22 protein-coding genes and 9 pseudogenes are annotated in these 26,137 nt (G+C 67.2%); 19 read left to right on the top strand and 12 right to left on the bottom strand.

Translation table 11 applies throughout. The features are described from left to right. Window positions 1-32: 32 nt before the first annotated feature. Window positions 33-1,103, bottom strand: coding sequence for an acyltransferase family protein (locus tag IGS69_RS00335; protein ID WP_190895831.1), 1,071 nt, complete (start codon window positions 1,101-1,103; stop codon window positions 33-35). Between the two features lie 103 nt (window positions 1,104-1,206). Here IGS69_RS00335 and IGS69_RS00330 point away from each other — a divergent pair, with 103 nt between their 5' ends. Continuing rightward, window positions 1,207-1,575: a hypothetical protein gene (locus IGS69_RS00330; RefSeq protein WP_190895829.1), complete on the top strand. Its 369-nt coding sequence runs from the start codon at window positions 1,207-1,209 to the stop codon at window positions 1,573-1,575. Between the two features lie 26 nt (window positions 1,576-1,601). On the opposite strand, the pseudogene IGS69_RS35135 reads toward IGS69_RS00330, so the two are convergent. Beyond that, a pseudogene (locus IGS69_RS35135) lies at window positions 1,602-1,874 on the bottom strand (hypothetical protein); the annotation flags it as partial. Between the two features lie 169 nt (window positions 1,875-2,043). On the opposite strand from IGS69_RS35135, the gene IGS69_RS00325 reads away from it, so the two are divergent. Next, a complete protein-coding gene (locus tag IGS69_RS00325) occupies window positions 2,044-3,075 on the top strand; it encodes a DNA topoisomerase IB (protein WP_190895826.1) in 1,032 nt (343 codons plus the stop codon). Between the two features lie 178 nt (window positions 3,076-3,253). Here IGS69_RS00325 and IGS69_RS00320 read toward each other — a convergent pair whose 3' ends face one another. After that, window positions 3,254-3,898, bottom strand: a complete 645-nt coding sequence (locus tag IGS69_RS00320; protein WP_232543825.1) for a hypothetical protein — start codon at window positions 3,896-3,898, stop codon at window positions 3,254-3,256. Between IGS69_RS00320 and IGS69_RS00315 the strand changes: the two are divergent. Together IGS69_RS00315 and IGS69_RS00305 are read left to right on the top strand one after the other, a co-directional pair. Then, a pseudogene (locus IGS69_RS00315) lies at window positions 3,830-4,293 on the top strand (transposase); the annotation flags it as partial. The gene IGS69_RS00320 and the pseudogene IGS69_RS00315 sit on opposite strands and share 69 nt — an antisense overlap. Window positions 4,294-5,468: 1,175 nt before the next feature. Beyond that, window positions 5,469-5,894, top strand: coding sequence for a DUF2690 domain-containing protein (locus tag IGS69_RS00305; protein WP_232543373.1), 426 nt, complete (start codon window positions 5,469-5,471; stop codon window positions 5,892-5,894). A 73-nt stretch (window positions 5,895-5,967) separates the two neighbouring features. Here the strand turns inward: IGS69_RS00305 and IGS69_RS00300 are convergent, their stop codons facing one another. Continuing rightward, a complete protein-coding gene (locus tag IGS69_RS00300) occupies window positions 5,968-6,126 on the bottom strand; it encodes a hypothetical protein (RefSeq protein ID WP_190895820.1) in 159 nt (52 codons plus the stop codon). A gap of 22 nt (window positions 6,127-6,148) precedes the next feature. On the opposite strand from IGS69_RS00300, the pseudogene IGS69_RS34445 reads away from it, so the two are divergent. Further along, window positions 6,149-6,299 (top strand): annotated as a pseudogene (locus IGS69_RS34445) (ATP-binding protein); the annotation flags it as partial. 711 nt (window positions 6,300-7,010) lie between these two features. Here the strand turns inward: IGS69_RS34445 and IGS69_RS34440 are convergent. Together IGS69_RS34440 and IGS69_RS35130 are read right to left on the bottom strand one after the other, a co-directional pair. Beyond that, entirely contained in the window at window positions 7,011-7,667 is a 657-nt protein-coding gene (locus tag IGS69_RS34440; RefSeq protein WP_269783138.1) for a DNA sulfur modification protein DndB, read from the bottom strand. A 442-nt stretch (window positions 7,668-8,109) separates the two neighbouring features. Next, window positions 8,110-8,181: pseudogene (locus tag IGS69_RS35130) on the bottom strand (hypothetical protein); the annotation flags it as partial. Window positions 8,182-8,219: 38 nt separating this feature from the next. On the opposite strand from IGS69_RS35130, the pseudogene IGS69_RS00290 reads away from it, so the two are divergent. The 3 genes and pseudogenes from IGS69_RS00290 to IGS69_RS00280 form a co-directional block, all read left to right on the top strand. Then, window positions 8,220-8,663 (top strand): annotated as a pseudogene (locus IGS69_RS00290) (telomere-associated protein Tap); the annotation flags it as partial. 12 nt (window positions 8,664-8,675) lie between these two features. After that, window positions 8,676-9,233, top strand: a complete 558-nt coding sequence (gene tpg, locus IGS69_RS00285) for a telomere-protecting terminal protein Tpg (RefSeq protein ID WP_190895816.1) — start codon at window positions 8,676-8,678, stop codon at window positions 9,231-9,233. 893 nt (window positions 9,234-10,126) lie between these two features. After that, the gene (locus tag IGS69_RS00280) at window positions 10,127-13,321 is read left to right on the top strand and encodes an RHS repeat-associated core domain-containing protein (protein ID WP_232543732.1); all 3,195 of its coding nucleotides are present in this window, start codon (window positions 10,127-10,129) and stop codon (window positions 13,319-13,321) included. A gap of 488 nt (window positions 13,322-13,809) precedes the next feature. Here IGS69_RS00280 and IGS69_RS00275 read toward each other — a convergent pair. Next, window positions 13,810-14,510 (bottom strand): annotated as a pseudogene (locus tag IGS69_RS00275) (NF041680 family putative transposase); the annotation flags it as partial. A 26-nt stretch (window positions 14,511-14,536) separates the two neighbouring features. Here IGS69_RS00275 and IGS69_RS00270 point away from each other — a divergent pair. Continuing rightward, window positions 14,537-15,366 (top strand): IS5 family transposase gene (locus IGS69_RS00270; protein WP_232543371.1). Its coding sequence is split into 2 segments (ribosomal slippage): window positions 14,537-14,849 and window positions 14,849-15,366, totalling 831 coding nucleotides; the frame shifts between segments, so codons are not numbered across the junction. 9 nt (window positions 15,367-15,375) lie between these two features. Here IGS69_RS00270 and IGS69_RS00265 read toward each other — a convergent pair. Then, window positions 15,376-15,759, bottom strand: a complete 384-nt coding sequence (locus IGS69_RS00265) for a hypothetical protein (protein WP_198427712.1) — start codon at window positions 15,757-15,759, stop codon at window positions 15,376-15,378. Between the two features lie 53 nt (window positions 15,760-15,812). Between IGS69_RS00265 and IGS69_RS34435 the strand changes: the two are divergent. Beyond that, a pseudogene (locus tag IGS69_RS34435) lies at window positions 15,813-15,956 on the top strand (DUF6531 domain-containing protein); the annotation flags it as partial. Window positions 15,957-16,158: 202 nt separating this feature from the next. Here the strand turns inward: IGS69_RS34435 and IGS69_RS00260 are convergent. Then, complete coding sequence (locus tag IGS69_RS00260) at window positions 16,159-16,515, bottom strand: MerR family transcriptional regulator (RefSeq protein WP_190895812.1); 357 nt, start codon at window positions 16,513-16,515, stop codon at window positions 16,159-16,161. A 90-nt stretch (window positions 16,516-16,605) separates the two neighbouring features. Here IGS69_RS00260 and IGS69_RS00255 point away from each other — a divergent pair, with 90 nt between their 5' ends. Together IGS69_RS00255 and IGS69_RS00250 are read left to right on the top strand one after the other, a co-directional pair. Further along, window positions 16,606-17,073, top strand: a complete 468-nt coding sequence (locus IGS69_RS00255; protein WP_190904309.1) for a hypothetical protein — start codon at window positions 16,606-16,608, stop codon at window positions 17,071-17,073. Window positions 17,074-17,398: 325 nt separating this feature from the next. Beyond that, a protein-coding gene (locus IGS69_RS00250; RefSeq protein ID WP_385862537.1) for an IS5 family transposase occupies window positions 17,399-18,197 on the top strand; the annotation gives its coding sequence in 2 pieces (ribosomal slippage) (window positions 17,399-17,625 and window positions 17,624-18,197; 801 coding nt in all). Window positions 18,198-18,200: 3 nt separating this feature from the next. Here the strand turns inward: IGS69_RS00250 and IGS69_RS00245 are convergent. Then, on the bottom strand, window positions 18,201-18,644 hold the full coding sequence (locus tag IGS69_RS00245) for an adenylyltransferase/cytidyltransferase family protein (RefSeq protein WP_190895808.1): 444 nt from the start codon (window positions 18,642-18,644) through the stop codon (window positions 18,201-18,203). Between the two features lie 157 nt (window positions 18,645-18,801). Here IGS69_RS00245 and IGS69_RS00240 point away from each other — a divergent pair, with 157 nt between their 5' ends. The 4 genes from IGS69_RS00240 (at window position 18,802) to IGS69_RS00225 (ending at window position 20,806) form a co-directional block, all read left to right on the top strand. Further along, complete coding sequence (locus tag IGS69_RS00240; protein ID WP_190895806.1) at window positions 18,802-19,269, top strand: hypothetical protein; 468 nt, start codon at window positions 18,802-18,804, stop codon at window positions 19,267-19,269. A gap of 144 nt (window positions 19,270-19,413) precedes the next feature. Beyond that, entirely contained in the window at window positions 19,414-19,734 is a 321-nt protein-coding gene (locus IGS69_RS00235; protein WP_190895805.1) for a hypothetical protein, read from the top strand. Next, the gene (locus IGS69_RS00230; RefSeq protein WP_190895803.1) at window positions 19,731-20,228 is read left to right on the top strand and encodes a hypothetical protein; all 498 of its coding nucleotides are present in this window, start codon (window positions 19,731-19,733) and stop codon (window positions 20,226-20,228) included. The genes IGS69_RS00235 and IGS69_RS00230 overlap by 4 nt, the downstream gene beginning before the upstream one ends. A 92-nt stretch (window positions 20,229-20,320) precedes the next feature. After that, on the top strand, window positions 20,321-20,806 hold the full coding sequence (locus IGS69_RS00225; RefSeq protein WP_190895801.1) for a hypothetical protein: 486 nt from the start codon (window positions 20,321-20,323) through the stop codon (window positions 20,804-20,806). A 49-nt stretch (window positions 20,807-20,855) separates the two neighbouring features. Here IGS69_RS00225 and IGS69_RS00220 read toward each other — a convergent pair. Together IGS69_RS00220 and IGS69_RS00215 are read right to left on the bottom strand one after the other, a co-directional pair. Continuing rightward, window positions 20,856-21,783, bottom strand: a pseudogene (locus IGS69_RS00220) (ADP-ribosylglycohydrolase family protein). Window positions 21,784-21,954: 171 nt separating this feature from the next. Next, the gene (locus IGS69_RS00215; RefSeq protein WP_190895799.1) at window positions 21,955-22,905 is read right to left on the bottom strand and encodes an RNA-binding protein; all 951 of its coding nucleotides are present in this window, start codon (window positions 22,903-22,905) and stop codon (window positions 21,955-21,957) included. A 565-nt stretch (window positions 22,906-23,470) separates the two neighbouring features. On the opposite strand from IGS69_RS00215, the pseudogene IGS69_RS34430 reads away from it, so the two are divergent. The 3 genes and pseudogenes from IGS69_RS34430 to IGS69_RS34425 all read left to right on the top strand — a co-directional run. Further along, window positions 23,471-23,572: pseudogene (locus IGS69_RS34430) on the top strand (restriction endonuclease); the annotation flags it as partial. Window positions 23,573-23,624: 52 nt separating this feature from the next. After that, window positions 23,625-24,827, top strand: a complete 1,203-nt coding sequence (locus IGS69_RS00205) for a tyrosine-type recombinase/integrase (protein ID WP_232543369.1) — start codon at window positions 23,625-23,627, stop codon at window positions 24,825-24,827. 61 nt (window positions 24,828-24,888) lie between these two features. Continuing rightward, complete coding sequence (locus IGS69_RS34425) at window positions 24,889-26,127, top strand: hypothetical protein (RefSeq protein WP_232543368.1); 1,239 nt, start codon at window positions 24,889-24,891, stop codon at window positions 26,125-26,127. Window positions 26,128-26,137: the final 10 nt, after the last annotated feature.

Raw genomic sequence — 26,137 nt, 5'->3', positions numbered from 1 at the left:
GCCGGCGGTCGCGCCTGGGCGGCGAACCGTCGTCACAGCCACCGGGCGGCTCGCGCAACCCGGGTCACGACCGCCGCGTAGCCGACTCCGAGTGCCAGCGAGGCGAACAGGGCGGTGAGCGGGAAGTCCTCCTGGAGGTAGGGGTAGAGCTGGTAGTGCGTCAGGTAGATGTACAGCGAGCTGCTCGCCAGGACGCCCGCCAGCGCGCTGAGCGGGCCGAGGCTGGGCAGGACCGGCACCCAGATCAGCAGCCCCAGCCCGGCGATGACGAGGGCCGTGCGCAGGGGCTGGTCCTGGAACAGGCCGGGCACGGTGAGCAGCAGGACCGCCGTCAGCAGGACCCGTTGCCGGACGGTGTCCGCACGTGCGGCCGCCCACCCCAGGGCGAACAGCCAGAAGACCACCGAAGGGCTCAGCTGGGGACGAGCGGACGCCAGGTCGAGCAGGTCGTAACGGCCGACCAGGCTGATGGCCATGACCGCCAGCGGCACGCCGAACGCGTAGCGCCGCTCCAGCCGGTCCACGAGCGGTACGGCCATGAGAAGGGCCAGGGCGATCAGGAAGTAGACGAGGGCCTCCACGAACCAGTAGGCCCAGTCGAAGCGGTCGTTGCCCTGGTCGAGGAGGGTGTTGAGCAGCAGGGCGTTGGCGGGGTCGTAGAAGTCGGTCAGGAGCACCGCGCCGGTGATCCAGGCCATGCTCGGCACGGCGATGCGGGCGATGCTGCGCCACAGGCGTCGTACGCGCTCGCGGCGTGGGGCGTCGGTCAGGAGAAAGCGGGCGAAGTTGTAGCCCGCCACGCCGAGGAGGATGTGGGCGAAGCCCTTGATGTCGAAGACTCGGACGTGTGAGCCGACGATGAGGACGATCCCGACGGCGCGCAGGACGACGCCGGTCTCGACGGTGCGGCGGGTCCGCCAGGAGTCGGGGCTGGTCCAGGTGTGCAGCGCCCTGCGGAGCCCGCGACCCGGCCGCGGGACGGATCCGCCTCGTGCGTCCGGCGTCTGCGGCACGGGCGCGATCAGGGTCCGCAGATCGCGGATGGTTCTCGTGTGCCAGTCGGCGGGCAGGCGGCCCAGCGCCTCTTCCAGGCGCAGGGACATCTCGGGCCTGCATACCGTCCGTCGTCTCGCCGTCCACCTGGCGGCGGGCGGGCGCCTGCCCGAGCCGCTGCATGACGCCCAGCGTGCGAGTGACGACCCGCTGTTGAGCAAGCTCTACAAGACTCTCCCAGGCGATCCTCCGGGCCCGTTCGACCACCTCATCCATCATTCGGACTGCGAGGGGTACTACGTCCCTGTCGACTTCACCCACGTCATCGTCGATAAAAGGGCACCGGGCGGCTACCTCGGTTCTTCGGTGCGGCTGCTGCTGGAAGCCCGTCGACTCGCTGAAGCCCTTGGTCTTCCGGAAGACCTCGATCCGCACTCCGAGGAGGTCTTCGAGGCTGCCGAGGCCGAAGAGCCGGCAAGCGAGGGATGGCAGCGTTACGGCGTCGAATCCTACGTCTGCCTGCAACTTCTCCAGGCTGCAAAACTCTCGATCGCGACCGGAGCGGCCATCGCCTTCACGTGAGTGCACGCTGCATGACGTGGTCCATTTCAAGGTGACGCTCGGGGCAGGAGTGCTGGCCGCGGCGCCGAATACTGCTTCCTGACAAAGTTGCCAATGTCGATCTCGGGGAGCATGGCGAGTTCGACCAGGCGTTCCAGCTTGGTGCGGGTGCCTTCGATGTTCGGCGAGGATGCGGGGAGTCCCGGGTGCTCGGGCAGCTCCGGCGGGGATGCGAGGAGCCGGTTGGCAAGGCCGGCGACGGTCTTGCGGGTGATCGCGAGGTGCTCTAGGTGGGTCTCGGCCTCTCGCAGCCGAGTCTGCTCGGGATGCTTATGAACGAGATCTGCTCGAGGAGCGACCGGTTTCAGGGACCGCGAGCAGCACGGTGGCAGCCTGCCTCGTTCAGGCCCGACGCTGTCGTACAACGGTGACCATCGGGTACTGGGCGAGAGAGCACGGTTGGCTCAGGGAAGGTGAAGGAGGTGGGAAATGCGTCTTTACCACAGCCGCCCCACCGACCCGGGCTATCGCCGACTGCGGCAGGGGCGCGGTTTCCGGTACCTCGACGCCCGCGGGGAGCCACTGCACGATCCGGGGGAGCGGGCCCGTATCCGCGCTTTGGTGATACCGCCGGCCTGGCGTGACGTGTGGATCTGTACCCGGGCGAACGGGCACCTGCAGGCCGTAGGCATCGACGCCGCCGGGCGGCGGCAGTACCTGTACCATCCCCAGTTCCGTGCCGAGCAGGAGCAAGCGAAGCACGCGCACGTGCTCGATGTCGCCGAAGTGCTGCCCGCGGTCCGGGAGGCAGCCGAAGGTCATCTGAGAGATCGCGGGCTGACCCGAGAGCGGGTCCTGGCCACGGCGGTGCGTCTGCTCGACCTCGGGTTCTTCCGGATCGGCAGCGACCGCTACACCGATCTGAACAGCAGCTACGGCCTGACCACGTTGCTGCGTGAGCACTCTCGCTGCCAGGCCGGTGCGGTGTTGTTCACCTACACGGGCAAGCACGGCAAGGAGGTCGCCCGGACGGTCACGGACCCCGCGTCCTGCCGCACCCTTGCCGCGCTGCTGCGGCGCCGCGGTGGAGGCGACCGGCTGCTGGCCTACTGGCAGCAGCGCGCCTGGCACGACGTGAGCGGTGACGACGTCAACGCCTACCTCAAGGAACTGGCAGGCCTTGAGATCACCGCCAAAGACTTCCGTACGTGGCACGCCACCGTCATGGCCGCCGTGGCGCTGGCCGTCTCGCAACCCGTGGCCCACAGTGAGAGCGCCCGTCGCCGGGCCATTGCCCGGGCGGTCAGGGAGGTGGCCGGGTATCTCGGCAACACCCCGGCGGTCTGCCGCGCCTCCTACATCAATCCACGTGTGATCGAACTGTTCGAGGAGGGTGTGACGGTCGCCGCTGCACTGCCTCACCTCGGCGACGGGGGTACCTATGGCATCCCTGCCACCCAGGGGCCTGCCGAGAGAGCCGTGCTGCACATGCTGGAGACCGGGCGCCGCCCAGACGGGTGACGGCCCGCTGCCTGGAGGAGCCTGTCATCGTCACCCCGCAGCCACGGAACAGGGCTACGCCATCCGTACCGCAGGCACCCACCGACGGGTGGTTCCGGACCGAAGAGTTCTCCAGCCTTCGGTTACGCCGGATCCGCTCGAACAGCTCAACACGCTGAAAAACCGCTGACACGGGGGATCACATGCTGCCGAAGAACCGCGTCCACCAGGTGGGCCGCGCAACGAAGTGCTCGAGCGAGCTGGGGCCCTCGTAGTCGCTCTCCAGAAGTTCCTCGGGGACGTTCACGTAGCCGAGCTCGGACAGCGCCCGCTCCACGGTGGCGAGGTCGGACAAGTCCAGTGCGTCCTCCTGTCGAGCCTCTTCCGTGCCGAGGAAGGCCCCAGGGTTGTCAGCACAGACCTCGGCGAGAGAACCGAACTTGCTCACGCAGACCACGATCCGGGTTCCGCAGATCGTCGCCTCCGCCGGCACGCGAACACGCCCGTACTCGCTGGAGTCCTGCGTGTCCTGCTCGAACTCGCACTGGGTTCCGAAGTCCGTCTCGAGCCGGCGTACCAGTCTGCCGAACGCGAGGCTCGCTGCGGCGCGGTCATAGTTCAGCGGCCACTCCAGCCGCTCGGGGTCGTCAAGTTCACGCAGGAGAGCCAGCAGTTCCGTCTCACTCATCGGCATCCGTCCATCCTGCCGTCCGGCGGGCGGAACAGAGAACCGACGGAAATGGAGCGACGGGCCGGACAGACCGTCCAGGTGGGATCCCTGACAGCCGTGCTGGACCAGCGCAAGCTGCTGGCCGGGCGGATCGAGGAACTCCTGGAGGCCCATCCTCTTTCGACGGTCCTGACGACGATGCTGGGGATCGGCGTCAGGACCGCCGGCCCGCATCCTGATCGAGGTCGGCGACGGCAGCACCTTTCCGACCGCCCGTCACCTCGCCGTCTACGCCGGACTCGCCCCCGCGACCCGGAGCTCGGGTTCGTCGATCCACGGCGAATAACCGTCGTGGAGGGGAAACAAGCAGCTCAAACGGGCCTTCTCCCTCTCCGCGTTCGCCGCACTCGGCGACCCCGCGTCCCGGGCCCAATTACGACAAGAAATTCGCCCAGGGCAAGCTCCACACCCAGGCTCTGCTCTGCCTCGCCAGGCGCCGGGCCGACGTCCTCTTCGCGATGCTCCGCGACCGGACCTTCGACGAGCCCCAACCGGCTGCGGCTAGGTGAGGAGCCCAGACCGCTCGGTCAGTGCTCCGGCCGAAGCCGCTGACGAGCGGCCTCAAGCCGCTGGTCATAGGCCGGCGCGAACAGCTCAGCAAGCGCTTTGTCCAGCGCTCCGGCAATTCGATGGATCGGTGCTCAGACCGCCGGATCGTCGACAACGCGGCTGAGGTCCGTCATCTGGAGTCTCTCCAGCCAGTGCGACAGCACCAGTGCCTCGTCACTCGTGAGCTTGATCGTGACCTGGCTATCAGCCATGCACACTCCTACGGTTCAGCCCACATAGGGCACTCCCCCCGCGTCGGCGGAGAGGACGCCCTCACCGCGTCCCGCGGGGCCCGCAGTTCCCAGGAACTGCGGGGCCCCGATCGGTCTCCTTCACGTTCAGGTGGCGCACCGCCAACTTGTTTCCGGCAGCAGCGAGTACACGGGGAACGGGGTGCCCACCCACTCGCCGGGGTGGACCACATCCTTTGTCCCCCTGTAGTCCCGCTTCGACCATGCACACCAGTCGTGCTGGGTCCTGTTCTGCACCGTTAGGCCTCCGTGAGGAAGCCCGACGCGGCCGGTGTCGTCGGTACCGTTGACGAAGGGCTTGGAGGCGCCGGACGGAACCGTTTGGCGAACGGTCACAGTAGCCGCGGGGGCGAACGCATCCCGGACCCAACTTCGGTCGGCATTCGGTCATTGGGGCCATTCGGGGTGATCTGACGAGTTTCGGCTTGACTCTTAGTGTGGAAGCGGGCCGCGTCCCGTCGTGTCCCCAAGTGCATTGCTGCGGGCCGAAGTTGGTGCGAGACACCATGACCCAGTGGCGGGGAAGAGAGCCTCGCCGTTTGTCATGAGGGCGATGGCGGCTGCCTGCCCTGCGGGAATGTGCGTTGTGGGCGACCGTTGCACCGTGTTGCCCGGTGCGGGCGTGGTCGTTGCCCGCGCAAGGGGCGCAGGGGAGCGGTACCAGCGTGCATTCGGTGCCTCCCATGTGCGCCTTTTCCCCGTGGCACGCCAGGTGGATTCTGTCTCTCCCAACCAGTGCACCAAGGGCGGTTCCAGTGACGACGAGCAGAACCAGCGACCACACCGCTCCGACCCCCGAACCTGATGCGGAGCCGCCCGCGGGCCGTCGTAGCCGGCGGAGCACCGGGACGCGGTTGGCCTACGCCGTTGCGATTGTCAGCGCCGTGGCGGCAGCCGTCCTGTCCCCGCTCGGGGAGCATGTCGTGAAGTATTTCCTGGACGACCCGACCTGCCCGGGGGAGGCGTGCGAGGGGAAGAACCCGCAGAACCAGGGGTGCACAGAGGACGCGCGCACCCTTAAGCCGGCCGGCGGCAACCCCGCGCTTCTGCAACTGCGCTACAGCGAGGAGTGCCAGGCGGTCTGGGCGCGGATCGAGCGGGGCAACCCCGGCGACGTGGTCACGGTGGAGGCCGCCGGCGGCGCCAAGCGCAGTGCGGAGATCGAGTACGGGGACGACAAGTTCACCAGCATGGTGCGGGTGGGCGACGGCGAGTTCCAGGTCACGGCCTGCGCGGTCCCCAAGACCGGCGGCAAGAGCACGTACCGGCACTACTGCATTCGCGCCTCCGAGGCGACCGCCTGGCGGTGACTCGTGCGCGTTCAGGCGGGTGGTCGGGCCGGGTGGCCAAGGCCCCGAACCGGCCCCGCCCCCACGCGGACGGTCAGCGGCTCAGCTGCAGCTCCACCGACACCGAGTTCGCTCCCTTGAGCCCGAAGTCGAAGTGCCGCCGCTCACCCATGCCGTCGGCGATAACGCTGCGCCAATGGTGGCCGCCGCCCGGCCGCACATCCACGATCGCGGACCGGTTGTCCACTTGCATCGCCGAGGCACGTCACCAGGCAGTGGACGTCCTTGCCCGCCTCCAGCCCGAGCATCGGCCTGCCGGTGCCCGCACGTGCGATGGACCTGACGCAGCTGGTGGTCAGTGAGCTGTTCACCCATGCGCTCAAGTACGCTGCCGGGCCGGTGCTGATGGAGCTGCGCATAGCCGGGGGCCAGACCGGCGCACGAACGGCCCGAGCCGCGCGTCCTCATCCGCTGTATCGCCGTCCCAGCGGGAGGGGATGCTGTCCTTCTCGGGCGCTCAGAGCGTGAGCACCGGTCGGGTGGAGAAGTTGTTGTACAGGCCCCTCTCCGTCCGGTCCGTACACGAACTCGGCCTTCTCAGGGTTGCGGTTGGCGGTCGCCAGGGGCAGCCAGGCCAGCAGGTGGCCGTAGCCGCCGCACACCGACTCGCCCCCGTCGCCGCCGTGAACCGCGGTGTGCGACTTCTCATTGTGAGAAGTCCATAGGGTCAGGGCTCTGACCTGCTGATTTCTTCCGTTCGTGGAGGCGCCACGCGCTTGAGGAAGGTGCGGGCGCGGGGAAGGCGCATGAGGATCATCGTGGACAGACCCCCACGTGTGTGTGGCGAAGACACCCGCGCCTACGACGAAGGTCTCCGCAGGCCGGGCAAGCACCCGCGCGTGGGGGGAGAGACGGGCCGGAATGGTTCGAACTGCTGTACCCGACGGGCAGACTCCCACTGCGTGTGGAGAAGACCCTTGGTGACCTTCGGGCTTGAAGATCAGCGGGCTGTCTTTTAGTTACTTACATGTGCTGGCTGTGCTGGTGCTGGATGTTGCCTCACAGTGGTTGCCTTGCGCGGTCCTGAACTGCCCAGCTACTAGTCGTTTTTGGGACTGACGCGGTGGATCACGGCTGTTAGCTGTTCGCGGAAGCGGCTGGCTTGACTGCGCGCACTGACCGCTTGAGCCTCGCGTGATCACAATGGGACGCTGTCCGGTGCGGCGCCGGCTGCAGGGCACCGCTGTGCGGAAGTCCCATCCGTCGGCGCAGGTACTCAGTCGCGAGAACGGCGTGGTGAAGGCTCTTGACGATGCGTCCGTCGGCAAGCGCACGGCCCTCCCAGTCCGGGTTGGTTCGGGCCCAGTCGATACTGCCCAGGCGCTGAAGGTACGGCGCCCACTTGCGGAAGCTTTCCGACTGTCTGAGAAGGACATTGCCGATCGAACCCAGACAGTGCAGAGCAATGCCGTGACTGTGCAGGTAGGTGTTGCGGACCTCGGCCGCGTGCAGCACACGGCGGCGGACCATCTCCCATTGCGGGATCACGGCATCCACAGCGCCCCAGTACAGATCAGCGAGCTGGAGCTGACGTGCGGTATCGGCTTCCATGCCATCCAGCAGGTTCCGGTTGCCGTAGTACAGGGCAGACAGGGGGAACAGCTTGCCGGAGCGCGCGTTGACAACTGCACTTTCCATCTCGACAAAGCCCTTGAACGTTGGCGAACCCGCGGCGAGCAGACGCGTCATCGCTGCCAGAGTGTCCGCGCCGCGGGAAGGGGTTGCAGGCGACACCGGCCACGGCAAAGCCGCCCTGAAAGCCAGCGCGGTCGCCTGCTCCGTGCGCAGTCCGCAGGCGCGGTCCCAGGCAGCGGTCCGCGGTCCACTCCTGAACGGCCGTCCCGCTGACCCCGCATGCTTTAACGAACGCCGCGAGATGGCGGCGGGACGCGATGGCCTGCTGGCTCACCACGCGATGGAGCGTGCTGTGTGGCAACTCGCCATGCCCCCCAGCTCTCTGCGCAAGTGCGCGCAGTGACGGCACGCCAGCACTTCGGCGCAGGTTGATCATCGCCGCGTGCAACCCGGCGAAGTCCGAAACGTACTCGGGGCGTACCACAGTCGGTGAGAGGACTGCGGGAACCGCCTGCACACCGGCCTGCCGTGCTCGGCGCCACAGCCTCCTGGCTTCGGCGACATCAGCCCCACAGACCCTGGCGTAGGCCTCGACAACCTGCAGACGCGGGATCCGGTTGCCCTGGGCTGCGCGCGAGAGCACGCTGTGCGTGTAGCTGGTTCGCTCGGCCATCCGCTGATACGTGAGCCCTGCGCGCTGACGCTGAGCACGCAGCCACAAAGGGCGGCCTGGGCAAGCTGCGCGAGCGCCCGCGTGGTGAGGGCTGGCGGCCGGGCGAGCCGTGGCGCGCACTGTCCCGCCCGACGTGGCGGCCGGACATCCGCGCGGCGGTCATCTCCCGCACGCGCATCAACCTGCACCGCAAGATCGTCAAGCACGCGGCGTTCACGGGGCAGTACCCGGTGGCGATCCTGTCCGACTGCGTGGTGTACGCGGCCGACGGCGAGAGCCCGCTGGACTTCCTGCCCTACCGCGAGGGCAAGCCGCTGCCGGGCGGGTTCCAGCTCGGCATCAACCCGGGCCTGGTCAAGCACGAGGGCACCCAGAGCGTCCTGTGGGGCGAAGAGGTCCGCGAGCGATTCGACGCCCCCGAGCTCAACCTCGCCCGGTACATCAAGGACGGCACCGTCACCGACGTCGACAACGGAGAGTAGGAGAGGGCGACGATGAGCCTGTTCGGGGACGGCCTGGAAGCCGCAATGCAGAAGGCGTTCACCCGCCCAGCGCCCAAGAGCGCGCCCGCGCAGATGCGATACCTGGTCAAGCAGCTCAAGGGCACCAAGGCGGTCGCCCAGATGCTGCGCATCTCCCAGCGCACCGTCGAGCGGTACGTGAAGGAGCAGATCAAAAAGCCGCGCACCGACCTCGCCGCGCGCCTGGAGCGCGAGGTCAAGGCCCGGTGGCAGCCGCAGATCCGGGCCAAGGCCCGGCAGCAGGCGGCGACCACCGGCGGCATCGTCATCGACACCCGCGCCCGCCTCGGCTACACCGCGCCGATCGGGTCGACGGACCAGGACCGCATCCGGCACCTGACCGTCGCCCTGCCGCCCCGCTATGCCGCCCGCCTCTTCGAAGCCCAGGAACGGGGCGCCACGGAGCAGCGCCTCCAGGAGCTCGCCGCTGAGGCACTCAAGGAGGTGTACTTCCAGGACGGCGGCCGTCGCGCCGGAAGCCTGGAGGAGGTCCGGTTCACGGACATCGAGCACCTGGAGTTCGACCTGTAGTGGCAGTCCCCGTACGTCTTGGTCCCCTGGTCCGGTTGGTCCGGTTGGTCCGGAGGGCCTGCTGGTTCTGGCCTCGCCCGGCGCCCAAGATCGGGAAGCGGGGAAATCCTCGGCGCGTGTCAGTGGGTGGCGCTGCCGTCCGTTCATGTTCATGCGCAGCCGCAAGCGGCGTGATCCGCAGGCGGCGGATCTACGAGGATCGATAGACGAGTCGCTGCGTCCCGGACTACATGGAGAAGCGCATCCGCGGCCCAGTGGGCGGCGTCGCATTGAGCCGATCCGATTTCGCCCGGAACGGTCCGCTCCGCCACCCTCTTCACAGGGGCCTCACAGGATGACGCAGGTCTGTGCTCTTTCCGGTTCGCCAGCCGGTTCTTCCACTTAGCCCTTCGATTTCGGCCACTTGTTCGACTGGCGGTGTACCGACAGCGGCGGCTGTGCCTACGGTGGCAGCCGCGCTGAACGGTCCAGACCAACGGCATGTGGCGTCCCACGACACTGGGTGACGTTCTGCCAGGCCACGAGCCGCAGATCGGCTGGACGACGAGCGCACCGCACCGGGATTCGACCCACCCGGTGCGGCCCAGTACGGCACGGAGAGCAGCGTCACGGCACTAGGCCCGCACCCTCCCTTGTCATCCTGAGGGCGTCGGCCTTCCCCCTTCACGCCCGCGCTGCTCTCCGTGCCTCCATAGGGGCAAACACGAGGGGAAACTGTGTACTTAAGAATCAACGGCACGTCCCGCAAACGTGCCCGCACCCGGGCAAGGCGTGGCGCCGTCGCGGCCTCGGTCACCCTGGCTCTGGCAGCAGGCGTAGTCCCCGCGATGGCGGCCGAACCGGGGCCGGGCAAGCCGTCCTCGGCGTGGGGCAAGGACGGCGCGAAGGCCGAGATGCCGCCGGTGAAAGTCGGCACGACCGAGGCCCCAAAGTCCATTCGGGCGAAGGCGCCCACGGCAGAGGTTGCCCGATGGCTGGCCGCGCAGAAGGAACACGCACATGCCGCGACCGGTGACCCGCGGCGCGCCGGGGATGCGCTTGCGGCAGTGGTACCCAAGGGGCAGGGGCAGGTGCCCTGGCACCTGATCTCGGATGTCCGGGTGACGGACTCCCTGGTAGCGCGCGTCAACTACTCCACCGGCAATCTCATGCTGGCGGCGACCGACTTCCAGATCGCCGGCGTCAGCCAGTCACTGCAGCTGTCACGGACGTACAACTCGATGGACGCCCCCTGGGGGAAGGTCTCGCAGCGCTGGTGGCAGGGCTACGAGCGCTACCTGCAGATCGAGAGCGACAAGGTGGTGCTCTACGACGCCACCGGCGGCTCGGTCTCCTTCGCCAAGAAGGCCGACGGCACCTTCACCACCCCCGAGGGCTACCGCCTGGACCTGAAGAAGACCTCCAGCGGCGAGTACACGCTCACCCAGCGCGCCTCGGGCATGAAGGACACCTACAGCGCGGTCGGCACTCTGGTGAAAGTGAGCGACCGCAACGGCGGGCACGTGCTCGTGGACCAGCATGACGAGGCCGGCGAGCAGAAGGGGTTCAAGCTCACCGAGTCCCGCTCCGGCCGCTGGATCGACCTGGTCAAGACCGACGCCTCGCAGTGGCAGGCAAAGGACAACTCCGGCCGCACCGCGGTCTACGACCTCAACCCTGCCGGTGACCTTGCCGAGACCACCGACACCGAGGGCAAGGCCACTGCCTTCGGCTATGACTCGAACCGCCGCCTGACGAAGATCACCACGCCTGAAGGGCGGGTGACCGTCTTCACCTACGACAGTCACAACCGTGTGACGTCCATGAAGCGGGCCACCACGTTCGACGGTTCCGGGGAGACCGGCCCCACCTACCTCTACGACTACTCGTCAAGCACCCCGAACGCCGCGGGCACCACGACGGTCACCGACCCCGTTGGCGACACCACGACGTACAAGTACGCGGCCGACGGTGAGATCACCAAGGTCACCGATGCCTTGGGGCGCTCCCGCGACCGCACCTATGACGCGAACCGGAACGTTGCAACCGCCGTCGATGCCATGGGAGTCGGGGGTGCACCGGGCAACGTGACGACTTACGGGTGGGACGCACGCTCGAACCCGACGACAGCGAAGCTGCCGACCGGCGCCACTTCCTCGCTGTCCGCCTACCAGACCGTCGCCGGCGCGGACGTGCCCGGGAAGCTCGACACGGCGGACGGCGTCTCGGTCAGCTACAGCTACGACTCCGCGGGCAACACCACCAAGGAGACGGTCTCCGGCGCCGAGGGCGGCACCCGCTCCTTCACGTACAACCCCGCCACCCCCACCTGCGGCGGCTTCGAGGGCCAGCGCTGCGAGGTGAAGGACGCCAACCAGAACGCGACGAAGTTCTCCTACGACGCCAAGGGCAACCTGTCCAAGGTCATCCCGCCCAAGCCGCTCGGCGAGACCAAGTACACGTACGACAGCCTGGGCCGCACCGAGACCGTCACCGACGGCCGCGGTCTCAAGACCGTCTACGTCTACGACAACCGCGACCGGATCACCAAGGTCTCCAGCACCAACGCGACCGTGACCTACGCCTACGACGCGGACGGCAACCTCAAGCAGCGCTCGGATGCGACCGGCATCACCAAGTACGACTTCGACCCGCTCAGCCGGGAAACGGTCCGCACCCTGCAGGACGGCTCCCAGACCGTGCTCACCTACACGGCCGACGGCAACGTCGAAACCTACAAGGACCCCTCGGGCACCGTCCGCTACACCTACAGCAAGACCAACCGGCTGGAGTCGCTGACCGATCCGTTCGGCCAGAAGACCGGCTACGAGTACAACGCCAACGACGGCCGCACCAAGATCAGTTACCCGGGTGGGACCGTCCAGTCGATCACCCTGGACAAGGCCAACCGGGCCACGGCCATCAAGGCGACATCGCCCAAGGGCACCCTGATGGACCTCGCCTACACCTACACGTACACCAGTGGCACCACCACCAAGGACGGCACGAAGATCCGCACGCGCACCGACGCGGCGACCGGCCTCAAGCGCACCTACGACTACGACTCAGCCGGACGCCTGACCTTCACCAAGGAGACCAAGGGCACCACCACCAACAGCAGCTGGCTCTACTGCTACGACAAGGCAGGCAACCTCACCTCACAGGGCACCGCGGCCGGCTGCCCCGGCGGCTCCACCTACTCCTACAACGCCGCCAGCCAGATCACCGGCAAGAACGGCTCCTCGACCAACTGGTCCTACGACCAGGACGGCAACGAGACCGCAGCCGCCCCGACCCCCGAGACAACCCGTACCGGCGGCCAGTGGAGCGACTTCTCCCAGCAGACGTCGATCACTCACGGCGGCACCACGTACAAGGGCCGCTACGCCAGCACGGACAACTCCGAGCGTACCCAGTTCGGCGGCATCGCCTTCCACCACGGCCCGCTCGGCCTGGCCTCCCAGACCGCAGGCGGCGTGGACACGAACTTCACCCGCGAAGCAGGAGGCACCCTCAACTCGTTCCGCACCAAGGACAAGACGTACTACTACCTCGCGGACTCCCTCGGCACCATCGAAGCCGTCGTGAACGCCGACGGCGAGAAGGCCAACACCTACACCTACAGCCCGCGCGGCGTCACCACCGCCAACGAGAAGGTCTCCCAGCCCTACCGCTTCGCGAGCGGCTACCAGGACCCGACCGGGCTCTACCACTACCAGGCCCGCTTCTACGACCCGAACCTCGGCCGCTTCACCCAGCCCGACCCGTCCGGACTCGAGGCCAACCCCTACCTCTACGCCTCCGGCGACCCCACCAACATCATCGACCCCACTGGCCTGTTCGGATGGCCGGACATCGGGGAGGGCATCGGAGCGTTCGCCGGAGGCATCATCGGTGTGGCAGCCGTCGCCGCGGTGTGCTCCACGGGCGTTGGGTGCATCGTCGCCGGAGCAGTCGTGGTCGGCGTCAGCTCTGGATCCGGCGCGGCCATCGGATCCGCTCTGCTCGGTGGAAACAACGAGGACCGGAGCGATGCCTTCATGAACGGAACTCTGTGGGGAGCGCTCGGCTCGAGTCCAGCTGGAGCCTGGCTCGGACGCTTCCTGTGAGGTAAGCGGCATCATGGACGAGGGCCTGCGAGCACTCCGCCTCGCAGGCCCTCAGCAGCACGAGAGGAAGGCTGCTATGAGGAAAAACTGGCCCAGCCTGCGCCGCCGTTGGCGCGGCGCATTGATCACGAGCACCTTCGGATGCATCGTGGCAGGACCGACGGAGCTTCTCGACTCCGGCATCGGGTGGAGCGTTCTGCTGTCCGCGCTAATAGGCGGTGTCGCAGGAGGCGTTGTCGGCTTTACGTTTCCCTCGCTCCTGCCCCGCCGTGAGAAACAACGCCCCCTTCCGCCGCCGCCACATCCTCCAGTCCCGCCCCCTCCTCCATAGGCGGCGGGCAATGTCGTATCACCCAGTCATACTGACGCTTCCGCTCGTCGTACTCGGGCGGCGAGACCCAGCAGACGTAGGGCCGCGCCTGCGCGCCCTTGGCGGACAGCGCATGCTGCGGGGTCAACACCTGCTGCACCTCGGCTGAGCTTGTTCTTCAACCCTTCAGCCGTTGTAGGGCGATAAGGGTCTTCTCGCGGCGGACGGTTTTGCCCACGTCGTAGCGGGGTGCCCGGTCTCTGTCCTTCGTTCCGGGTGGCCCCTGGGCCGGGCCGGTAGGGTTTCGGCGCTCTGGTGGGGCAGGGCATGTGCTGGCGGGGGTTCCGAAAGGTCCGGCGGACCCGGGCGGGGGGGTGATCCGGTTCGGTGTGGCTGGCTTCTCCCACGGGTGCCGCAAATCCTGGGTCAGTGGGCGGGCGAGCCGGAGCTGGGCGTAGGCGGCGATGATCAACCAGGTCCACCGGTCGGCGGCTTCCGGTTCTCGCAGCCGGGGCTTCCTCCAGCCGAGGGTCTGCTTGAACAGGCGGAACGTGTGCTCCAGGTCGAACCGGCGGAGGAAGGCCTGCCAGGCCCGGTCGACGTCCGCGTCGGTGGCACCGGTCTTGGAGGACCACAACCACACCGCTGGAGCCGCCCGGCCTTTCGACAGGTGCTCGACCTCCAGGCGGACCAACGTGCCTTCGATCAGTGGGAGTTCGCCTTCGTGGTCCAGCCAGGCGGTCCGGTGGGTCAGCCGCGGGTGCACGCGGTCCCATGCCTGGGTGACGACCTTGCCGTAGTTCGACGTGGCGGTGCGTGTGGTGACCGCTGGTTCGGGGTCTCCGGCCTGGTGAAGCGGAACTCCGGACCGTGCTTCGGTAGGCCGGCTAGTGATCACTGATGCGATGTGGGACCGGATCGAGCCGCTGATGCCGGCCGATCCGGTCCGCGGCCGACGGTGGGCCGACCATCGCCGAACCCTCGAGGCCATCGCCTGGAAGTACCGCACCTGTTCGCCCTGGCGAGACCTGCCGGACGAGCTCGGCTCGTTCCAAACAGCTCACAAACGGCTGATCAGATGGGCCGTGGACGGAACGTGGGAGCGGATCTTTGCCGCAGTCCTGACAACGGCCGACGAGAGTGACGACATCGGCTGGACGGTGTCGGTGGACTCAACTGTCTGCCGGGCTCACCAGCATGCCACCGGAGCTAGGAAAAAGGGGCACTGGACCAGGCCGAACCCGACGATCACGGTCCCGGACGTTCCCGCGGTGGCCTGAGCACGAAAGTCCACCTTGCCAGCGACAGCCGTGCACGCCCGCTGGCCCTCCGCGTCACCGCAGGCCAGGCGGGCGACGCACCGGCCTTCGAAGCCGTCATGGCCAGTATCCGGGTTCCACGAAGCGGTCCCGGCAGACCGAGGACCCGACCGGATGCCGTCCTGGCAGACCGCGCGTATTCATCCCGCGCCATTCGAAGTCACCTCCGCCGACGCGGGATCCGTGCCGTCATCCCCCAGCCCTCCGACCAGGCCGGACACCGTCTGAGGCGAGGCCGCGCCGGCGGTCGGCCACCCGCCTTCGACGCCGAGGCGTACAAACAGCGCAACACGGTCGAACGATGCATCAACCGGCTCAAGCAATGGCGGGGCCTGGCCATGCGAACAGACAAACTCGCCATCGCTTACCAGGCCGCACTCCACCTCGCCACCATCCTCATCTGGGCCCGGAGATAGGCCACCGCCTCAGCGATCGACTACCCAACACGCGTCCGCAGGCCAGGATCCCGTACTGACAATGTGTTCCACCAGCCGGAACGCCTCACCGATGGGCACAGTGTCTTCGTCCGGGTACTCGTCGTGCTGCCCATTGGAGAGAACGAACCCCTTGCTCGATCCCACGGCTCCCGGCTTCACGGCATGCTCGCCGGCATCGCCCTCTGCTTCGAGCAACATCACCATCGCCCGGACGGTGTTCGTCACGAAGCCCAGCGATCGTCCCGACGAACTGCTCAGCCATGTCTCCAGCTCACTTCTGTCGACTCTCGCCCGAAGTGTCTCCAGCACTACCTCGGACGACACAGGGACAGTGCCGCCGTCATTGATCACCCAGGACTCGATCACGAGCACGACAATCTCATGGACGCATCTGAGAGACAGTCCCTAGAGCATTCACTGAAGCATTCACCGACGCCAACGTGCCGGCTCCTGGCGTGCCGTTGCAGGTCGGCCGTGTCTGTTCCTCCGACAACAGCGAACCTGGAGCGCTCGGCAAGGGCTGGCAGCTGCCGTGGGAGACGCGGCTCAAGATCGAGTCGCTCAGGTAGCGCAGGGCGCGGCTGGACAGATCGATCGACGACGGGAAGGCAAGCAAACGAAGCTCCTGGCCAGCATGCGTGATCTCGGTCGTGACCCCAACTACCAGGAGCTTCGTTGCGTCGTACAGCTGGCCAGCTCGCCCACGGCGCGATCAGGTTGGAAAAATGCCTTGAGAGAGGGCGAGGCCTGTTTTGTCGATGCTCACCCGGCTCAGCCAGCCGCCCGCAGCGGGCATCCGGTGCCAACACGTGCTTCGAGCTCGGCCCGCAGGGCGGCAAGCTGCGCCATACGCGCATCGATAACCTTGATCTTCTCCTCGAACAGCGCGGACAACGCCTCGGCGGTGTCGGGCAGTTTCCGCAGTTCCTCGCCGGTCTGTGCGATCTCGGCCAGCGAGAAGCCGAGCGTCTGTGCGGTGCGGACGTACTGCAGCCAGGGCACTGCCTCCGGCGGGAAGTCGCGATAACCGTTGGCCAGACGCCGCCCCGTGACGAGACCGATCTTCTCGTAGAAACGGATGGTGTCCCTGGTCAGTCCCGCTTGCGCGGCCAGCTCCCCGATACGCACGGCTCTCCCTGAACTACGGACTTGACCTTGGACAGTACTCCACTGTTTACCGTCGTGGCGTCCGTGCAGGAGACAAGCAGGAGCCTCGCCGTGATCCGTCTTTTCGCCCCTCCCCACCCCGCCTATCTGCGCGTCGTACGCACAAGTGCTTGGTACGACCTCGTGGTCACAGCCGGATTCGCCACACCGTGGACCTACGCCCTGGTGCACGACTCGCTGTCGAAGCTAGGTGACGCGCTCGGGCTGGGCGCCCTGCCTGCGCTCGACCCGATACAGATCCTTTACGCGAATCTGATGGGTTCAGTGGTGGTCGTCTGGGCGCTCCTCCGGGTCATCAACCCGCTGCCAGTGCACGGACTGTTCGACGGCATCGCGCGCACGCTTTTCGCCGCGTGGCAGGCGTATGCGCTGGCACACGATGCCCCGCGCTGGCTGTGGCTATTCTTCTTTGCCGAGGTGGCGTTCGGCGTCGTCCAGCTTGTGCCGTGGTGGCGGGCTCGACGCACCGACCTTATGGACCCCTCTGCCGGACAACCGCTCGGCGACGCGGGCCGGTAATACCCAGACGAATCCCTTGGTCGAAAACCCATTCGCCAGTGGCCTTGTCACTCCGCTAGGAGCAACTGCGTGCCAGCGCACCAGGTTGGAAAAGGCTCAGTGTAGGGGCACCAGCCGAAATAGGCCGGTGCCCCTACGCTTGAGTGCCGCCCATTGCCATCGGTCCATCAGGGATGAGATTGTGAACAGTGACTTGTCGCCCACCCACAGCGCCGTCGAGCTCGGCAATCTAAGAGCTCGCAACAGGATCTTGTCGATGTGCCCTGGTCGAGCGTGCACGATGTGACGATTCCGCCGTTCGTGTCGTGTGACGACTCGGCCTTGGATGGTGGACGACGGCTTGTGGGCACGGATCGAACCTCTCCTCCCGCCCTGGCCCAAGCGGTCACCGGGGCCGAAGCCGGTGGATGACCGGCTGTGCTTGCAGGGCATCTTGTACGTCCTGCTCCACGACATCGCCTGGCGACTCCTGCCCCTGGAGCTGGGGTTCGGATCCGGACAGACCTGCTGGCGGCGTCTGGACCGCTGGCAGCGAGCCGGAGTCTTCGAGACTGCACCGGCTCCTGCTCGCCGAGCTGAACGCCGCTGGCGACCTCGACTGGTCCCGCGCGTGCGTGGACGGCTCTCACGTCCGCGCAAAAAGAGGGGGAGCCGCGACTGGTCCGTCGCCGGTCGACCGGCGGAAGACGGGCAGCAAGCACCACTTGATCTGCGACGGCAAGGGCACTCCGCTGCACGTCATCACGACCGCCGCCAACGTCAACGACATCACCCAGACCCTCGACCTGGTCGACGGCATCCCGTCCGTCGCCGGAAGACCCGGCCGACCACGACGGCGACCCGAGTCCGTTCTGGGCGACAAGGCGTACGACTCCAAGGCCGTACGCCGACAGCTGCGGCACCGCAGGATCCTGCCCGTGATCTCCCGCAAGGGCGCCCCGAACATCAAGGGTCTGGGCAAGCTCCGCTACGTCGTCGAACAGACCTTCGCCCTGCTCCACCAGTTCAAACGTCTTGCCATCCGATGGGAACGCCGACTCGAACTCCACGATGCCTTGGTCTCGTTGGGCTGCAGTCTCATCTGTTGGAGACGCCTCAAGAAGGCCAGATCACATCCGCGTTAGGAACTACGAGGTCGCCTTGTCCCCACATGAAGCCGCCGCCGCGCGACACCGTTGGATGAGGTCGGTCGTGGAGACGCCGGCCGTGTACCGCACAAGCTGCAACTTTCCCGCGGCGGCCACAGGCCCGAAGACCTCTTCGACCGAATCTGCCGTGAGGTCGTCACCATGCACGACCACGTCGATGCCGTGCCGCTCCAGGAACTCGTTCGTGACACGGTAGGGCGCGTCCGGGAGCACCACATCGACGTACCGGCACGCTTCGATCACCGCAACCCGCTCCGCCAGGGTCATGATGGGCCTGCGCTTGTACCCGGCTACGACCTCATCTGAGAGCACTCCGACAATCAGCCGCTCCCCGAAGTCCCGCGCGGCCCTCAGCAGCGCGACGTGCCCTGGGTGGAACAGGTCTCCAACCATGTCGACGTAGACGTTCCCGCGCTCAGCCATGCCTGTTGCCCTCTCGACGGTCCCAAGCCGACCAAGACTGGGCCAACTGCTCTCTGCCGTCAACCATCTCTCATCGACCTCCGAAGCGGCTCACGAAGGCTTGCTCATGATCTCGTTACGAGCTCTAAGGGCTGACCGGCGAGGAAGCCGAAGGGTCGTGCTCGATGTCGTCCACCAGGCCGTCGCGCTGCTCGCCGCCGTCAACGACGACCCGACCCACCTGTTCGCCCACAAGGGCATGACCAGCAACAGCCTTGTCCCGTTCGACTCGGTCAACAGGCGCCTGAACGATTTCCGTGACCACCTCAACGAGCTGTTCAGCACCCCGGACACCCCCTACGTGCCGCTTCACGCGGCCGCACCGGCGCCCGATAACGGCACGCCCGCTCACGACGAATCGGAGGGTGAGGAAGGGGAAGAGGAATGCGTGCCGTGGCGACTGAACACCCGGCAGTTCCGCCGCACCCTGGCCTGGCACATCGCACACCAGCCGTTCGGCGTCGTCGCGGGGGCCCGGCAGTACCAGCACGCCGAACTCGCCCTGTTCGAAGGCTACGCAGGCACCTCGGCCTCCGGCTTCGCGGCCGAGGTTGCCGCCGAGCGTGCCATCGCCCAGCTGGACTAGGTCGAGGACCTCTACCGCGACTGGAACGACGGCCACCGAACCAGCGGTGGCGCCGCCGGCCGCGTGAATGCCGAGTTTGACCGAATCCGCCGGGAGCTAGGCGACCTGCCCGGCATCATCGCCAGTCCCGCTCGGCTACGCATCATGCTGCAGCACCTGACGAAGACCCTTCACCCAGGCGTCCTCAACGACTGCTTCTATCAGCCCTCCACCGCTCTCTGCGCAAAGCGAGCCCAGCACGCGGGCCAGCCCCTGCCGCTGCTGACCATGTGCCTGACCTGTCCCAATGGCCGCCGCTCCAGCACCCACCTGCCTCGCCTGGCCACCGCCCGCGCCCAGGCCCAGCGCCCGCGCGACGCCCCGGCAGGGCTGTCCCGCCTCCAGACCGCCGCGCTGACCACGCACATCGCCGACCTCGACCACGCCATTGCAGAACTCACCGCCACCGGAACCCCCGACGCATGAATGACCCTTCGGCACTGCGGCTGCGACACGCCCTGGAACACGCCGGCATTCCCGTGCGGCCGGGCACCGACCAGGCTGTCGTGCACGCCTTCGAGCGGATCGTGACCGGCAGCCCCGAACACACCAGCGGCGCTCTGTCTGTCTCCACGCTGTGCACGGAAGCCGGCATCTCGCGCGCCACCTACTACCGCTCACCCCTGGCGAAGATCATCACCGGACTGCTCCGGGCACCGGACGCGCCCCGCCCGCAGACGGACACCCTGACGGCGGACGTCGCCCGCCTCAAGAAGGCCGACCGGACGCTGCGTTCGCAACACGCGGCCGAGCAACGGGAGGCGCGCGCAACCATCGCCGCCTACGCCAACCACATCCAGGCTCTGAGCCTGCGTAACGCCGAACTCGAAGCGGAGAATGCCACCCTGCGCGAAGCCCTCCACCGCGGCGGCTCCGTGGCCTCCCTCCCCGTGACGCCTCGAATGCTGCCGCCGGAATGACTGCCGCGCCTCTACTTCCTGCGAAGGCTTCTATGCTCTTGATCAGGGAAAATAGGGCTGCCTTGAGGCCGGGTGCCGGGCAGTATGACGGTGTGGCTGATCTGCTGTGGGATGACGTGAAGTGTTTCTTCGATCCGGACCTGATGGGATCGCTACCGGACGTGAGTGTCCCTGATGCCTCGAGGAATAACTGGCAGGAGGTACTGGATCTCGTCGTGGAGAAGGGCTGGAAGTGCCAATACTCCGAAGGAGAGAGGGTGCTTCCCCTGCCCCAGGCGGAGGCTGCACTGTCTCGACCAGCGGATACTGAGTGCCCGAGCCTGCGTGTCTGGCTGAGAGCTGATGTGCTGGCGATCTTCCGCTTCTACTCAGACGAGGAGATCGATTTCGACGTTGATCTGCGCGAGTTGCAGGGACAGGAGCGACTTGAACTGTTCTGCGGCTTCTTGCGGGAGATCGGGCGGCGGTTGGGTAAGCCGGTGCTGATGCATCCGGAGGGTGCCCATGGTCATCCGGTGCTCGGATTCGATGTCGAAGCAGATCGAGTCGTCCTCCTTGCGGAGCCACTGGTCAAGTGACTGCGGCTAAGGGCCGGAGTTCGGTGGAGAGTGCGGGACAGCACCCGGTTCAGCCTCCGAGGCGGTGTGCAAGGTTGAGTAGATCTGGCGCGTGCAGCACCCGTCCGTCGAATCCTGGGAGGGGGACAGGGAGCGGTTGGGTCCAGCGGGCGGGGATTGCGTCCAGCCCGTAGTACGCCCCCGCGAGGCCTCCGGTCACCGCGGCCACGGTGTCCGTGTCACCGCCGAGGTCGATCGCCGCGCGTATCGCGTCTTCGAAGCCGGTCGTGGTGCGCAGGGCCCAGACGGCGGAGCCCAGACAGGGCCAGACGGCACCGCTACTCGGTCGCCTGCTCGGGGTGCCAGTCGGGCGCGAGGACGGTGGCGTAGCGGCCGCGGTGGTCGGGGTGGACAAGAGCCAGGACGTCCGGGAGCGCGGCGAGGGGGTCAATGTCCTCGAACGTGACACGGATGAGCTCGTGGAAGATCGCGGTTCCTTCCCAGGCCGCGCGGTCGCCGTGGGTGAGGGCAGCGATACGGCGGGCCGCCTCCATGGTGGCTTCTTGGCCGACGGCCGCGAAGTGGACTGCGGAGGTCGACGCCCGCATCAAGGAGCCGTTTCCCGCGGCTCGTTGGTTGACCTGGAAATGGATCGCTGCGGCGAGGTCCCAGGGCATGCCGTTGGTCAGGACGTCTTCGGTCTGCAAGCCGATGTCCTTCGGCTCTGATGCCGCCCACCGCTGGAAGCGGGCGAAGATGTCCGGGAGATCCAGCCCGCCCCGTTCCAGCAGCGACTCCGCGACCAGGACGGCCATCTGCGTGTCGTCGGTGGCCTCGCCGGGGTCCCAGCCACCACCTCCGCACATCTCGCCACCGGCACCAGGCGCGGGAAACCGCGCAGAGAACGCTCCCTGGGGGCCAAACTCGAAGGGGGCGCCCAGAGCGTCACCCACCGCTGAGCCGACGACCGCGCCAGCGGCCCGCTGAATCCACTTCATTCGCGCAGGTTATCCGCGCCGCGCCGACGGCTGTCCTGTCCCAGATAGGTGTGGGCAGGGCGAGGACCTTGACCTGCGGTGCCTAGAGTTGAGCGGGACACGAGAGCGGCCAACGTCCCACTCCGCCGTAGGCAGGACGATGAGTCGCTCACGGCGCCAGCGGTGGCCTAGTCACCACCTGGCGCGCAGCACGCCGTCGCTATCCGGCAAGGCAGCATGGAACAGCGGGTGGCGCTCGTCGAGAATCAGGGGCAAAGAGCAGGCTGCTTTCGCGCCCGCGACCAGGGAGGCGAGCTGTTGGTGATCGGTTTCGTCGATGGTGACGTGGCGGATCGTTCCGTTTGGTGCCTCCCAGACGAAGTCCATGGAGGCGTCCGCGGGCAGCGCAGCAAGGACCTCGTCAACATCGGGGTTGAGGTCCGGCCAGATCGTCAGGAGCGCGCGAGGACCGAGCCCAGCGCGTACCGGGTCGAGATTGCTCGCGGTGAGGCGGTGCCAACGGGTCGCGTTACGGATGTAGGCCTCTTCCAGGAGCAGCGTCTGTTGCGACGCGAGTTCGACGCGGACTCGTTCCCAGAAGTCCTCGTCGGCAGCCTCGGTCACTTCAGGTTCCTCAAGATCAGCCGCGTAGGGGGAGGCGCTGATCGGTTGTGCAAACAGGCCGAGTTCACGTGTCTGGGCGACCGCTGCGTCGCAGGGTCGGTCGCTGCTGACGTACACGTACTGGTCCCACCCGACGTGGATGGTGAACGTGTCCTCGCGCTCCAACCGGCACCAAGCCCCCTCGTCGCGAAGCATGGTCCGCACCAGCTCCAACGCTACAGACAGTGAAACTTCGGCGCCGTCGTAGTAGCCAGTCAGGTCCGGCGGGAACAGGCTGGCGAGGCCATGGCCGTCAAGCGGTTCTTCCAGGCCGAAGTTGACGAAGCCGGCGACCTCGGGTTCACGGATCTCCAGTGTGTCGATGCCCGCTTCCCGTGCGAAGGCGGCGATCGCTTGCAAGTAGGCCGCCTCGACCGGTCCGTGGTCGCTCACCGTGTCCTCAGCACCCGTGTAGTGCCCGCGCTCGTCACGGTCGGCGGGGTTGTACTTGGTTATCTGATGAACGAAGGACGGCGGCACGAAGCTCCCTGAGCTGATGAGGCGGGGCCTCAGCATAATTCGTGCCATCAGATGCAGATCCCGCCTACACATCACCGGAACGCGGGCCACTCACCCACAAAGGCGTGGGACTCCCTACACATAGCTGGGGCAGGACTCCGGGCCTCCGGAATTCCGCCGACTGACGGCACGACCGTAGGAGCCCTCAGCCACCGACACAAGGCCGACGGACTCGGAACCTGCCTACAGAAAACTGGAACGCGGGCGCAATCGCCTACAGAAGAGCGGGGACTGCCTACACATCGTTGGGACCAGGCAACGGCCGCACGACCCTATCTCCTTCCTCGGCTCCCCGAACCATCGGCGGCGAACGCGTCTCGTCTACGGAGGTGCGCCGCCTGAGACACCTTGGGTCTGAGACACCCGTACAGGTCACATAACTCCGTCCATAGCGGTCGCGTCCGGTAGCTGCGCGGCGCCGGCCACGATCTCCGGAAACGCCGGACCCGTCTCGGTGCCGCGCCTGGAGCGCAGCACCACCTTTCCGGCGTCGACGGAGACCAGCGCCCGGAACCCGTCCCACTTCCGCGACGGCTGCCAGGACGCGCAGCGCGTCGGCGGGGGCGGCGACCTGGGCGCGGACGTGAAAGCCACCGACCCCCTCGGGCGGCGCTGGTCTGTTAACTGCACCTCGGTTGGGTCGTTGAGCGGGCCAACGACAAACCCGCCAAGGAGCCCCATTGCCCAAGGACCTGCGACACGAACTGATCGAGGGACGTCACGACGTGCCCCGTATCGGTTCGGTGGTCCAACTGCCTCGCAAGTTCCCGCCGTACGCCGTGGTCGATGCTGACGGCGTCCTGGTCGCCCCAGCCGAGTCGTACCTCAAGGATCTCGCCCTCGGTGACAACAGCCCGGCCACCTGCCGCAGCTACGCCTACGATCTGCTGCGCTGGTTCCGGCTGCTGTGGCTGCTGGACGTCGACTGGGAGAAGGCCACCGAGGCGGACGCCGCCGCCATGGTCGGCTGGCTCCGGACGGCGAAGAACCCGCAGCGCCACCGCAGCAATCCGTCCGCCCCACCGCCCGGGTCGGTGAACACCCGCACCGGCAAGCAGTACCTGAAGGCTGGATACGCCCCGAGCACAATCAACCACGCTCTGACCGTCATCAGCGGCTTCTACGCCTTCCACCGGCACTACGGCCGCGGCCCGGTGGCCAACCCGGTTCCGGAATCGGTGCAGCGCCGACGGGCCCTGGCCCATCGAAGCCCGGACGAGCCGACGCCGTTGCACCGCCGGGGCCGACTGCGGCAGCGGACCTCACAGAAGCAGCCGCGGGCGATCCCCGACACGATGTGGGACGAGCTGTTCGCGGCCATGAACCACGACCGTGACCGAGCCCTGCTCCAGCTCTACGTCTCCAGCGGAGCCCGCGCCAGCGAACTGCTCGGAATCACCATGGGCGACATCGACTGGTCCGGCCAGCAACTGCACGTCATCACCAAGGGCACCGATCTTCGCGAACTGGTCCCCGCCAGCCCACAGGGCTTCCTGCTGCTGGCCGCCTACCTCGACGAGGCGGGCGTTCCCGCCGCCGATGAGCCGGTCTGGCGGACCCGTCACGGCGCCGAGAGGTCCCTGACCTACTGGGCGATGCGTCGCACCCTCCAGAGGGCGAACGCCCAGCTTGGTACCAACTGGACCCTCCACGACCTCCGGCACACCGCTGCTCAGCGGATGGCCAACGACCCCCACCTGACTCTCTCGGAAGTACGCGCGATCATGCGACACACCGCCTTGGCCACGACAGGCATCTACCTAACGACCCGCGTCGAGGACCTCTTCGACAAGCTCCAGGAGCACTACAACCGGCCGCGCGTCGAGCGGTCCTTCGCTCCGGGCTACGACCCCGCTGACGTCCGGGCGGTGTTCGGTGGCTAACGTCCAGGGCACCCTTGCCTCGACCTACACCGCCCGCAATCGCCGGACTCTGTTCCGGGGCATGGACTTCGACGAGCCGGTCGCCACCCGCTTCCCGGATGCCGCGGTCAAGGCCGCACCGGCCCCTCGGCCGGACAGCCCGCCAGCACCCTTCGGCGATCTGACCCAGGCCTCGATCCAGCATCTGTGCTCGCTGGTCGAGCAGATCGTGCCGGGTCGCACCCCCTCCACATACGAGAAGCGCCGCCGCGGCCTGCGGCTGCTGTTCACTCATCTGGAAACCCGGCCCGGAGCTGACTGGCAGACGAAGTGGGAGGCCAGCCCGTTCGACGGTGACAAGGCACTGCCGGTCAAGACCTTCGTCACCTCCGACCGGGCCCAGGACCGACATGACGTGACCTCGGCGGCAAAGCTGGCGTTCTGCGCGCGGGTGATCCAGCCCTCGGTCGGCGGATTCCGTGCGAACACCTTCAGCGACTATCCCGAGTGGTTCGGGCCGGCCAGCCGCGACCCTGCCCTGGACGTCTTCTATGCAGCCGTCGACGCCCGCCCTGACCTGGGGTTGAGTTACCGCATCCGTATCAAGTTCGACGTCGCTTGCGCGCTCACCACCCAGGGCATCGCCTTGGAGCACCTCACTCCAGAGGCCCTGCTGCACTACTCGCTGGAGTGCCGACGTCTGGGTGTCACACACGGCGCCAGGGGTGATCAGTCGCGCTTCGCGGCTCTGGGCGCCTGGGAGATCCTGCATTCGATCGGACACTTTCCGCCCGGCACCCCCTCCACGCTGCGGAAGTTCATCTACACCGGGCAGCTCACCCCCGAGCAGATGGTCGACCGCTACCCGCTCCGCAGCCAGGCCGTCCGGCAGGTGATCATCGACTACCTCGTCCGCCGGCAGGCTGATACCGACTACATCACCCGGGACGGCCTGGCCCGTCTGCTAGCAGGGACCTTCTGGTCGAAGATCGAGAAGATCTGCCCCGGACAGGCCGACCTCACCCTCAGCCAGGACGTCTGGGACCAGTGGAGGGCGGAGATCGCCTTCTGGGAGAAGGACCGTAGCCGAGAGCGAAAGAACATCGAGTCGATTCTCCTGGCGATCCGCGGCTTCTACTTGGATCTGCAGTCCTGGGCCGTTGACGAGCCCGAGCGCTGGGGCTCTTGGGCGGCTCCCTGCCCGGTTCGCCCCCAGGATCTGAAGGGGTTCTCCAAGCGTCGTCGCGAGATGAGCCGGCGCATGGCCGACCGCACCCGGCAACGGCAGCCGTTGCTGCCTGACCTGGTGAAATACGTTTAGGAACGGCACG

This window comes from Streptomyces tuirus, from assembly GCF_014701095.1.
Classification (GTDB): domain Bacteria; phylum Actinomycetota; class Actinomycetes; order Streptomycetales; family Streptomycetaceae; genus Streptomyces; species Streptomyces tuirus.
The sequence above is the reverse complement of the archived record's forward strand: the minus strand, read 5'-3'. Positions and strand labels throughout refer to the sequence as shown.